Origin of the sequence: Aeromonas sp. HMWF017 (assembly GCF_003061465.1) — a bacterium.
In the GTDB taxonomy this organism is placed as follows: domain Bacteria; phylum Pseudomonadota; class Gammaproteobacteria; order Enterobacterales; family Aeromonadaceae; genus Aeromonas; species Aeromonas veronii.
This window is the reverse complement of the sequence record NZ_QAJD01000157.1, coordinates 1-11,695: the sequence shown is the minus strand read 5'-3', so window position 1 is coordinate 11,695 and position 11,695 is coordinate 1. Positions and strand designations below refer to the sequence as shown.

The following is an 11,695-nucleotide window of genomic DNA, read 5'->3' as shown; positions in this document are numbered from 1 at the left end:
AGCACAACAACTACGCGGTGGACTTTATCGAGGCGGTCGGCGACATAAAACGCAACCTGCCCCACGCCATGATCTCCGGCGGCGTCTCCAACGTCTCGTTTTCGTTTCGCGGCAACGAGCCGGTGCGCGAAGCCATTCACGCCGTCTTCCTCTACCACGCCATCAAGAACGGCATGGACATGGGAATAGTCAACGCCGGTCAGCTCGCCATCTATGAAGACATTCCGGCGGAGCTGAAAGAGAAGGTCGAGGCGGTGGTGCTCAACCTCAATGACAATGCCACCGAGGAGCTGCTGGCCATCGCCGAGAAGTATCGCGGTGCCGGTGCCCAGGCGGAGGATCCGCGGGATCAGGAGTGGCGCAGCTGGCCGGTGGGCAAGCGGCTGGAGCACGCGCTGGTCAAGGGGATCACCGACTTTATCGAAGAGGATACCGAAGAGGCACGCGCTGGTGCCGAGAAGCCGCTGCACGTCATCGAAGGGCCGCTGATGGATGGCATGAACGTGGTGGGCGACCTGTTCGGAGCGGGCAAGATGTTCCTGCCGCAGGTGGTGAAATCGGCGCGGGTGATGAAGCGGGCGGTGGCTTATCTGCAGCCCTATATCGAGGCGGAAAAATCGGGCGGCTCCAGCAATGGCAAAATCGTGCTGGCGACCGTGAAAGGGGACGTGCACGACATCGGCAAGAACATCGTCGGGGTGGTGCTGCAGTGCAACAACTTCGAGATTGTCGACCTCGGGGTTATGGTCTCCTGCGAGACGATTCTCAAGACTGCGCGGGAGGTCGGCGCCGATATCATCGGGTTGTCGGGTCTCATTACCCCGTCACTGGACGAGATGGTGCACGTGGCCAAGGAGATGGAGCGTCAGGGCTTCAAGCTGCCGCTGCTGATCGGCGGCGCGACCACCTCCAAGGCCCACACTGCGGTGAAGATCGAGCAGAACTACTCGGAGCCTGTGGTCTATGTCTCCAACGCCTCCCGCGCGGTGGGGGTGGCCCAGAGCCTGCTCAGCCCGGATCTGAAGGAGGCGTTTGTCGCCCGCATCGACAAGGAGTACGAGATTGCCCGGGATCAGCATGCCCGCAAGCAGCCGCGCTCCCGCCCGGTCAGTCTGGCCCACGCCCGCGCTAACCGGCATCAGCTGGATTGGGTTGGCTACCAGCCACCCAAGCCCCACGAGATCGGGGTGCAGAAGTTCGAAGATGTGGCCATTTCGGTGTTGCGCCCCTACATCGACTGGACGCCGTTCTTCCTCAGCTGGGAGCTGGCAGGCAAGTATCCGCGCATCCTCGAGGACGAGATCATCGGCGAGGAAGCAACCAAGCTGTTTGCCGACGCCAACGCCATGCTGGATCAGCTGGAAAAGGATCAGAGCGTGCGCTGCGCCGGGGTGATCGGCCTGTTCCCGGCCAACGCGGTAGGGGATAGCATCGAGGTCTACAGCGACGAGTCCCGCACCGAGGTCATCAAGGTGTTGCACCACCTGCGCCAGCAGAGCGAGAAGCAGGGCTTCCCCAACTACTGTCTGGCGGACTATGTGGCGCCGAAAGAGAGCGGCAAGCCGGACTGGATCGGCGCCTTCGCGGTGACCGGCGGCATCGGTGAGGAGGCCATCGCCAAGGCCTACAAGGCAGATCACGACGACTACAATGCCATCCTCATTCAGGCGGTGTGCGACCGTCTGGCCGAGGCCTTTGCCGAGTACCTGCACGAACAGGTGCGCAAGGTGCACTGGGGTTATGCCCCGGACGAGGCCCTCAGCAACGAGGAGCTCATTCGCGAGAACTATCAGGGCATCCGTCCGGCGCCCGGTTATCCGGCCTGCCCGGAGCACACCGAGAAGGGGAGCATCTGGGAGTTGCTGGATGTCGAGCAGGCCATCGGCATGCAGCTCACCGAATCCTACGCCATGTGGCCGGGGGCGGCGGTGTCGGGTTGGTACTTCTCTCATCCCGAGAGCAAATACTTCGCGGTGGCGCAGATCCAGCACGATCAGGTGGAAGATTACGCCGTTCGCAAGGGGATGACGCTGGCAGAGGCCGAGCGCTGGCTGGGGCCAAACCTGAACTGACTCCCGCGTGACACCGGTTGATCTTTAACGAGAAACGGCGGCATCCTTGCACGGATTGAACAACCTGCGCAGAGCCGCCGTTTAACCTGTTGGTCACAGTGATGTGGTAGCGTGCGGTTTGGTGTGGTTTGTCTTGTTGTCAGGATAAACAATTGGCGTTGTCTTGGCGCTGTGGCACCTTATACTCTCCCGCCCCATCCTGCCCAGGCACAGCCTTCTAGCGGAATTGTCATGAAGATCGCCATTTTATCCCGTGAGCCGAAAAACTACTCCACCCGCCGTCTGGTCGAGGTGGCGCAGGCGCGCGGTCATCAGGTAGAGGTGCTCGACACCCTGCGCTGCTATATGAATATCGCTTCCCACAACCCCTCCATTCACTACGAGGGTGGGGAGCTGGGAAGTTATGACGCCGTGATCCCGCGGATCGGGGCCAGCATTACCGCCTACGGCACCGCCGTGCTGCGCCAGTTCGAGATGATGAACACCATGGCCCTCAACAGCTCGGTGGCCATCAGCCGTTCCCGCGACAAGTTGCGGGCGATGCAACTGCTCTCCCGCCACGGCATCGGTCTACCCATCACCGGCTATGCCCACAGCACTCACGACGTGCCCGACCTCATCACCATGGTGGGCGGGGCGCCGCTGGTGGTGAAACTGCTGGAGGGAACCCAGGGGATTGGCGTGGTGCTGTGCGAGACCCAGAAAGCCGCCGAGAGTGTGATCGAGGCCTTTATCCAGACCAACAACAACATTCTGGTGCAGGAGTATATCCGCGAGGCCAATGGCGCCGACATTCGCTGTCTGGTGGTCAACGGCAAGGTGGTTGCCGCCATGCGCCGTCAGGCCCAGCCGGGAGAGTTTCGCTCCAACCTGCACCGTGGCGGCACCGCCGAAGCGATCAAGATCACTCCGGAAGAGCGCGCTACCGCCGTGCAGGCCGCCAAGATCATGGGGCTGGATGTGGCGGGGGTGGATATCCTGCGTAGCGCCCGTGGCCCGCTGGTGCTGGAGGTCAACTCCTCCCCCGGCCTGCAAGGGGTGGAAGCCGCTTCCGGCAAGGATGTGGCCGGCAAGATCATCGAGTTCCTCGAACTCAAGGCGAGCCGCAAGAACAAACCGGCGGAGTGAGCCTAACGCTTGCATCCATCAGATAAAAACAGGGCGCCCTCGGGCGCCTTGTTGCTATCTGGCTGGTGGGTTGGCGGTGCCACTGCGCCCTCACCCTAACCCTCTCCCAAAGGGAGAGGGAACTGTTCGGCAGTGATCATCGCCAGCCGGGCGCTAAATACGCCATCCTCGAGCCGGGTGTCGATCTGCCAGCCCAGCTTCTCGCAGATGCGCTGGATGATGGTGAGGCCACAGCCGTAGCCGAGGATCTGATCCGGTGCCGCCGCCGTCGGGTTGCTGATGGTGAGCACCGGGCCACACAGCTCGATGTCGATATGTCCCTCGGCATAGCTCAGGGCATTTTTCAGCAGGTTGCCGAGGGCGATGGCGAGCAGGGAGAGGGGGGCATTTACTTCGCTGCTCTCGTCCAGATTAAGCCGGATATCGAGGGCCTCCCGCTGCAACAGCGGGGCGAGGCGGGCCAGCTCCTGACGGATCAGCGGGGTCACCTGCTGCAGCGGTCGCTCCACTGCCTCCTTGCGGCCCAGCAGCAGGAAGGTCTCGGTGAGCAGCGCCATCTCGTCGGCGGCGGCGCGGATGCGGGTGGTGGCGCGGGCGGCCGGTGCGGGCAGATCTGTCACCTTGCCAAGCAGCGCGGCCGAGCCCTGGATCACCATGTTGGGGGTGCGCAGCTCGTGGCTGGCGAAGCGACTGAACTCCTGCTCGCGGGCGAACACCGCGCTCACCTCCTGCTTGCCGGCCAGCAGCGCCAGCTCGATATCCCGCAGCTCCTGCCAGGGGGCGTCTGGCTCGAAATCAGCCTGATCCGGAGTGAGGTGGGCGACCCTCTGTTGCAGCCGTTGCAGCGGCCCCGTGATATGGCGCACCAGCCAGATGCCGAAGCCGAGGCAGCCCAGCAGCAGGGTCACCCCGATCAGCCGGGTCGCAAGATGCAGCTTGTCTTCGTAGGGATCCAGGTAGTCATCGGCGTCGTCGTTGAAGACCAGATAGAGCAGTCCCTCGCCGGAGGGGTGACGGGCCACCAGAAAGTGTTTGTCCTCCTTGCCCAGCTGGTGCTCGAAAAAGCCGGGGGTCTGGTAGGGCTTCAGCCATTTCGGCAGGCGGCCCGCCTCGGTCCAGTAGCTGGAGAACTGTCTGGGGCTTGGAGCCGCCGCAGCCGGGCCGAGTCGCAGCCAGTCATCGCTGTAGCGGGTCACTTCGGCTTCCAGCCAGTGGCGCAGGCTCAGCTCTTCCATCTTGTCTTCGGCCACCAGCATCAGGCCGGAGAGCAGGATCAGCAGCACCACCCCGGCGCCGCCGAGCGCCATGATCAGGCGGCGACGCAGGCTCGGCAGGCTCATGCGCTCACCAGTCGGTAGCCCTGACCGTGCAGGGTCTCCAGCATGGGAGTGGGGAAGGGCTTGTCGAGCGCGTTGCGCAGGGCGTAGATATGGCTGCGCAGGGCATCGGAGTCGGGCTCCTCATCCCCCCAGACAGTGTCGAGCACCTCCTGACGGCTGACGATGGCGGGGGCGCGGCGGGCCAGCAGGGCGAGGATCCGGAACGGGATCTTGCCGAGCTTGAGGGGCTCACCGGCGCGGGTGGCGCGGCCGCTGGCGACATCGACCGTCAGATCGCCAAAGCTGATGGCCCCCACATCGCCGCGCGGGCCGCGCAGACTGAGGGCTTGCAGCCGTACCTCCAGCTCCTCCATGGCGAACGGCTTGACCAGATAGTCATCCCCTCCCGCCTTGAAGCCTGCCAGCTTGTCCTCCAGGCTGTCGCGGGCGGTGAGAAACAGCACGGGAGTGGCAATCCCCTGCTCGCGCAGGCGCGCTACCGTGCTGAGGCCATCGAGGCGCGGCATCATCACATCCATGATGATGACGTCGAAACGCTGCTCCTCCAGCAGTTGCAGCGCCGCCTGACCGTGATAGGCACAATCGAGGCGGTGACCGGCCAGCTCCAGATAATCCATGATGGTTTCCGCCACCTGAGGATTGTCTTCCACTACCAAAATCTTCATGCTTTGCTCTCCTGGTTGGCGAGCGTTTCACGCTCTTTTCACACCGGATTCGGCATCCTGTTTGCCAGTGTAACCCCGAGGATCCCTGATGAAGAAGTCTCTCTGCGCCCTCCTGCTGCTTATCTTGTTGCCACTTGGCACCGCACAGGCGACCGAATTCAAACTGACCGGCCGCACCACCTGGCAGCTTGGCCAGTTGATGGTCAACGGCATGCCGTTCGTGATCGACGACCAGACCCGCTTCAAGGATTGGCTCAACGAGGATGATCTCGGCGGCACCTGGGTCGAGATGAAGGGGGTGGTGGAGAACGGCGTGCGCTATGTGCGCAAGGTCGAAGCCCTCGACGAAGATGACAAGGACGAGATGGATCTGGAGGGGCCGGTGGAAGGGGGGCGGATCTGGGGCTACACCACCTCGGATAACAGTCTGGCGCCGTTTGAAGGGCGCTGGCTCGAGCTGGAGTGCAAGTTTGACGGCATGCGCCTGAGCCGCTGCCGCGAGGATGACTGATCCGATCTCTGCGTTCCGATTAGAAATGCTCCCGAATGAAGCCCATGCTTGTCCAGCATGGGCTTTTTGTTCAGGGACGAACGAAGATGGAACAATCGAGAAAGTGGTGTGCATGGATGCTGGGTGTGCCGCTCTGGGCGGCGCAGGCGGGAGCCGACGAATTATGGCTGGTGGAGCTGGAGCACAGCGATGGCATCCGCCTGCAATTTCAGGGGGCCGAGGTGGAGCAGGGCAGTGCCGCCATCTGGCGGCAGGGGGAGATTTGGCCGCAGCCACTCAAGCCCGGCGACCAGCTCGCCCTGCTGGTGGCCGATGGCGTTGCCACCCGCATTGAACTGCTGGCCGCCAGAGCCCCGCTGGCCAATCTGCCCTGGCAGCGGGCGCAAGATCGCCTGCAATCCTTCGATGAACGGCAGCTCACGTTGGCAACCCTGGGCACAGTGCCACTCAATCCACAGGTGCGCTGGGTCAACGGTTCCGTCGCCGATCTGCATGCCGGGAGCGAGCTGGTATTGATTCGTTCGGCGGATGGAATATTGCAGGGAATTGAAGTGATCAATCCGGAAGAGTAATTCAGCTTCTTCTTATTTAATATAGCTTCACCATATTGTGGCAGCCATTAAATAATGACTGTCACAATATTTATGATTTACTCCTCAATAAAGTCATCGCTCTAATTATTTTCCTGTATCACCATCATTTTGTTTGTCATGGATGTTTTTTGGTGGTTTATTTTATTTGTGTCAGGTTTTGTCGGAGTCCATACCTGTCAAATGAAAAAGGATATTTCTACACAATAACAATTATCGTATGTCTGAAAGAGGGATAAATGATGAATAGAATAATTACCGCCAATCTGGCGTTTTTGGCGTCTTCATTGATGCTCGCTCAGGTGCAGGCGGCTGAACCTGTCTACCCTGATCAGGTCAAGTGGGCGGGTCTTGGCACGGGCGTCTGTGCCAGTGGCTACCGTCCTCTGACCCGCGATGAAGCCATGAGTATCAAGGGTAATCTGGTCAGCCGCATGGGGCAGTGGCAGATCACCGGGCTGGCGGATCGCTGGGTGATTATGGGGCCGGGATATAATGGCGAAATCAAACAGGGCACTGCCGGAGAAACCTGGTGCTATCCAAATTCACCGGTTTCAGGAGAAATACCGACACTCTCTGACTGGAATATTCCGGCGGGTGATGAGGTCGATGTTCAATGGCGTCTTGTCCATGACAATGATTATTTTATCAAGCCAGTCAGTTATCTCGCCCATTATTTGGGATACGCTTGGGTAGGTGGAAATCATAGCCCCTATGTCGGGGAGGATATGGATGTTACCCGGGTTGGCGATGGCTGGCTGATAAAGGGAAATAATGACGGCGGCTGCTCCGGATATCGTTGCGGGGAGAAGAGCTCCATCAAGGTAAGCAACTTCTCATATACCCTGGAACCCGACTCCTTCAGCCATGGTCAGGTCACCGAGAGCGGCAAGCAGCTGGTCAAGACCATCACGGCCAATGCGACCAACTACACCGACCTGCCCCAGCAGGTGGTGGTGACCCTGAAGTACGACAAGGCCACCAACTGGTCGAAAACCGATACCTACAGCCTGAGCGAGAAGGTGACCACCAAGAACAAGTTTCAGTGGCCGCTGGTGGGAGAAACCGAACTGGCCATCGAGATTGCAGCGAGCCAGAGCTGGGCCTCCCAGAAAGGGGGCTCGACGACCGAGACCGTCTCGGTTGAAGCACGCCCCACGGTGCCGCCTCACTCCAGCCTGCCGGTGCGGGTTGCGCTCTACAAGTCCAACATCTCCTACCCCTACGAGTTCAAGGCCGAGGTCAATTATGACCTGACCATGAAGGGCTTCCTGCGTTGGGGCGGCAATGCCTGGTATACCCATCCGGAGAATCGCCCCACCTGGGAGCACACTTTTGCCGTCGGCCCGTTCCGCGACAAGGCGAGCAGCATCCGCTATCAGTGGGACAAGCGTTATATCCCGGGTGAAGTGAAGTGGTGGGACTGGAACTGGACCATCAGCGAGTATGGTTTGTCGACCATGCAGAATAACCTGGGTCGTGTGCTGCGCCCGATCCGTTCGGCGGTGACCGGTGACTTCTATGCCGAGAGCCAGTTTGCCGGCGATATCGAGATTGGTCAGCCCCAGACCCGTTCCGCGGCCTCTGCCCAGTTGCGCAGTGCCTCTGCCGATGAGGTGGCGCTTACCGGTGTGGATCTGGATAGCGAGGCCCTTGCCAACGAAGGCTTTGGCAACGTATCCCTGACCATAGTGCCGGTTCAATAACCTCCCTCACAGGCCCCTTTCATGGGGGCCTGTTTCTGTTTGCCCTGCGCCCCTCGATTTTCCCTCTTTTTCTCCTCTTGTCCCTGAATGATCACAACAGAAAGCTATGGCGTGCCAAGTTGATGCCAACGCAGGTTTGACCTTTGTTTGGGGTGGCTCTGTGGCGAGGCATTGTTCACTCATTTGTTGAAAGAGGCGTGTTGGCCAGATTGTTAACGGCTTGTGCTTTAGATTTTCCCCCTTATACTGGCGCCATCTTGTCGGAGTGCTGACCGTCGAACGACGCGAAGCTGAGACCGTTAATTCGGGATCCGTGGAACCTGATCAGGTTAAAACCTGCGAAGGGAACAAGGGTAACTTGCGGGTTACCGCGCCGGAGGAGGAACAAGCCTCTTCCGCTCATCGAAGGGATCACCCTTGATGGGTCAGGGCGCACAGGAGGGAGTCTGTCCCGTCCGGTTGTCCAGCACGTGGAGCGCCTTGCCCACAGCATGCAGAGAGCGGGACGTGGCAGACCAGCAGCGCGGAGCTCCATCCCGCGCGCACTCCCTCCTGATATAAACACCCCGCCGCAAGTTCATCTTCTCCTCGAACTCCAGACAAGCAAACACCCATAACTTCAACCAGTTAATGTGAGTTTTGCTATGTCTACTTCTATATCTGATACCACCAAATCCAGCCGTCGCGAGCAGCGCTCCAGCGCTCAGGCCTTTATCGACAGCCTCAAGGGGATGGCTCACCCCAACTCCCGCCGCATCTTTATCGAAGGCTCCCGCCCCGACATTCGTGTCCCGCTGCGGGAGATCCAGCTGGCCGATACCTTTGTCGGCGGCACTAAAGAGGCTCCCCAGTTCGAGCCCAACGAGCCGATCCCGGTCTACGACACCTCTGGCCGTTACGGGGAGGGGGGGGTCGCCATCGACGTGCGCCGCGGCCTGCCGCGCCTGCGGGAGAACTGGGTGTTGGAGCGCGATGACACCGACGAACTGCCGTGGCTCAGCTCCACCTTCACTCAGGAGCGTCTGGCCGACGAGGGGCTGGATCACCTGCGCTTCGATCACCTGAACTCTTTGCAACATAAGCCGCGCCGTGCCAAGCCGGGCCGTCGGGTCACCCAGCTCCACTACGCCCGCGCCGGCATCGTCACCCCCGAGATGGAATTTATCGCCATTCGCGAAAACATGGGGCGCGAACGGGTGCGCTCCGAGCTCTTGCGCACCCAGCATCCGGGTCGCGATTTCGGTGCCCGCCTGCCGGAAAATATCACCCCCGAATTTGTGCGCGATGAGGTAGCCGCCGGTCGCGCCATTATCCCCAGCAACATCAACCACCCGGAAGCGGAGCCGATGATCATCGGCCGCAATTTTCTGGTGAAGATCAACGCCAACATCGGCAACTCGGCGGTCACCTCCAGCATTGAAGAGGAGGTGGAGAAGCTGGTGTGGTCAACCCGCTGGGGCGCCGACACCGTGATGGATCTCTCCACCGGTCGCTACATCCACGAGACCCGCGAGTGGATCCTGCGCAACAGCCCGGTACCCATCGGTACCGTGCCCATCTATCAGGCGCTGGAGAAGACCAACGGCATCGCCGAAGACCTCACCTGGGAGCTGTTCCGCGATACCCTGCTGGAGCAGGCCGAGCAGGGGGTGGACTACTTCACCATCCACGCAGGCGTCTTGCTGCGCTTCGTGCCCATGACTGCCAAGCGCCTCACCGGCATCGTCTCCCGTGGCGGCAGCATCATGGCCAAGTGGTGCCTGTCCCACCACAAGGAGAACTTCCTCTACCAGCACTTCCGCGAAATCTGCGAGATCTGCGCGGCCTATGACGTGGCGCTGTCCCTCGGTGACGGTCTGCGCCCGGGCTCTGTCTATGATGCCAACGACGAGGCCCAGTTTGCCGAGCTGCGCACCCTGGGCGAGCTGACCAAAATCGCGTGGGAGTATGACGTGCAGGTGATGATCGAGGGGCCGGGCCACGTGCCGATGCACATGATCGAGCGCAACATGACCGAGCAGCTGGAGCACTGCCACGAGGCGCCGTTCTACACCCTTGGCCCGCTCACCACCGACATCGCGCCGGGTTACGATCACTTCACCTCCGGCATTGGCGCCGCGCTCATCGGCTGGTACGGCTGCGCCATGCTCTGCTACGTGACCCCCAAGGAGCATCTGGGGCTACCCAACAAGGAAGATGTGAAGCAGGGGCTGATTACCTACAAGATCGCCGCCCACGCCGCCGATCTGGCCAAGGGGCACCCGGGGGCCCAGATCCGCGACAACGCCATGTCCAAGGCGCGCTTTGAATTCCGCTGGGAGGATCAGTTCAATCTGGCGCTGGATCCCGACACCGCTCGTGCCTATCACGACGAGACCCTGCCGCAGGAGTCCGGCAAGGTGGCCCACTTCTGCTCCATGTGCGGGCCCAAGTTCTGCTCCATGAAGATCACTCAGGACGTGCGCGACTACGCGGCGAAGCTTGAGGCGGTAGAGATCAAGCTGGTCGGTATGGACGGCCAGCAGGAGCAGGTGGTGGCTCAGGTGGAGAGTGGCATGGCCCGCATGGCGGAAACCTTCAAGGAGACCGGTGGCGAGATCTACCATCAGGCTGCGGCGCTGAAACAGGCCGCAGGGGAGGAGGCGTGAGCAGCGCAAGCGGGGCTGTCAGCCTCGCCGACCTGTCGCCCGTGACCGACTCGCTACCTGTGGTCTGGACCATCGCCGGTTCAGACTCCGGCGGTGGCGCCGGTATTCAGGCCGACTTGCACACATTGCACGACCTTGGCGTGCACGGCTGCTCGGTCATCTCCGCCATCACCGCCCAGAACTCGGTGGCGGTGAAGATGGTTGACCCTGTGCTGATGCAGACCTTCACCGCCCAGATCGACGCCCTCAGTGTCGATCTGCCGCCTGCCGCCATCAAGATCGGCCTCCTGCCGACCCGGCTGCACGTCGAGGTGCTGGCCCGCCGGCTGGCAACTATCGAGGGTCCCTTCGTGGTCTACGACCCGGTGGCTATCGCCAGCACCGGCACCCCGATGGCGGAGCCCAATATGCTGGAGGCGGTGCGCGAGCAGCTGTTGCCGCGCCTCTCCTTGATCACCCCCAATGGCCCCGAACTGGAAGCCCTGACCGGCATTCCCGCGACCAGCCCTGTGCTGGTGCGCTTCGCCGCCCAGCGCCTGCGTGAACTCGGCGCCCGCGCCGTGCTGGTCAAGGGCGGCCATCTGGGCTGGAGTGGCGATCTCTGCCTCGACTACTACCAGGATGAGACCCGCGAATTCTGGCTGGCGGCGCCGCGCCTCGATACCCGCCACGGTCACGGCACCGGCTGCTGTTACGCCAGCGCCATCGCCGCCGTGGTGGCGCAGGATTATCCGGTGGAGGACGCCATCACCCTCGCTCGTGCCTACCTGCAACAGGGGCTGGCGGCGGCGCAGGGAGTGGGGGCTGGCCCGGGCCCCATCGCCCATCTCGGCTGGCCGAGCGATCTTGCCCACTTCCCCCGTGCCGTGCTGGCGGGCTCAACGCTCGATCGCCGCTTCGGTCTTTATGAAGCGAGCAACGCCCGCCTGCCGCAGGGCCCCTTTGCGCCGACCGAACACAACCTCGGTCTCTATCCGGTGGTCGATTCGGTCAAGTGGCTGCGTCGTCTGCTGGGGCTGGGGGTCAAGACCATCC

The 11,695-nt window shown here is 61.7% G+C and carries 9 protein-coding genes and 1 riboswitch; of the genes, 7 read left to right on the top strand and 2 right to left on the bottom strand.

Annotation, left to right across the window (positions count from 1 at the left end; all coding sequences use genetic code 11):
- Both DBR30_RS22455 and rimK read left to right on the top strand, forming a co-directional pair.
- The coding region (locus DBR30_RS22455; protein ID WP_258224476.1) for a vitamin B12 dependent-methionine synthase activation domain-containing protein at positions 1-2,072 on the top strand (2,072 nt) is incomplete at its 5' end.
- 231 nt (positions 2,073-2,303) lie between these two features.
- Positions 2,304-3,200, top strand: coding sequence for a 30S ribosomal protein S6--L-glutamate ligase (gene rimK / locus DBR30_RS17235; RefSeq protein WP_005340088.1), 897 nt, complete (start codon positions 2,304-2,306; stop codon positions 3,198-3,200).
- Positions 3,201-3,295: 95 nt separating this feature from the next.
- Here the strand turns inward: rimK and DBR30_RS17230 are convergent, their stop codons facing one another.
- Positions 3,296-4,540: a sensor histidine kinase gene (locus DBR30_RS17230; protein WP_043822633.1), complete on the bottom strand. Its 1,245-nt coding sequence runs from the start codon at positions 4,538-4,540 to the stop codon at positions 3,296-3,298.
- Positions 4,537-5,205, bottom strand: a complete 669-nt coding sequence (locus tag DBR30_RS17225; protein WP_005340090.1) for a response regulator transcription factor — start codon at positions 5,203-5,205, stop codon at positions 4,537-4,539. Before DBR30_RS17225 ends, DBR30_RS17230 begins: the two co-directional genes overlap by 4 nt.
- A gap of 88 nt (positions 5,206-5,293) precedes the next feature.
- Here DBR30_RS17225 and DBR30_RS17220 point away from each other — a divergent pair, with 88 nt between their 5' ends.
- From DBR30_RS17220 to thiD, 5 genes are all read left to right on the top strand, one after another.
- Positions 5,294-5,716 (top strand): hypothetical protein, encoded by a 423-nt coding sequence (locus tag DBR30_RS17220; RefSeq protein WP_005340092.1) that lies wholly within the window; start codon positions 5,294-5,296, stop codon positions 5,714-5,716.
- 86 nt (positions 5,717-5,802) lie between these two features.
- On the top strand, positions 5,803-6,288 hold the full coding sequence (locus tag DBR30_RS17215; protein WP_058059973.1) for a hypothetical protein: 486 nt from the start codon (positions 5,803-5,805) through the stop codon (positions 6,286-6,288).
- A 260-nt stretch (positions 6,289-6,548) separates the two neighbouring features.
- Complete coding sequence (gene aerA, locus DBR30_RS17210) at positions 6,549-8,012, top strand: aerolysin AerA (protein WP_181363612.1); 1,464 nt, start codon at positions 6,549-6,551, stop codon at positions 8,010-8,012.
- 251 nt (positions 8,013-8,263) lie between these two features.
- A riboswitch (TPP riboswitch) is annotated at positions 8,264-8,376 on the top strand.
- Between the two features lie 280 nt (positions 8,377-8,656).
- On the top strand, positions 8,657-10,660 hold the full coding sequence (gene thiC / locus DBR30_RS17205) for a phosphomethylpyrimidine synthase ThiC (protein WP_108539740.1): 2,004 nt from the start codon (positions 8,657-8,659) through the stop codon (positions 10,658-10,660).
- On the top strand, positions 10,657-11,695 hold a 1,039-nt coding region (thiD, locus tag DBR30_RS17200; RefSeq protein ID WP_108588450.1), incomplete at its 3' end, for a bifunctional hydroxymethylpyrimidine kinase/phosphomethylpyrimidine kinase. The genes thiC and thiD, both read left to right, overlap by 4 nt.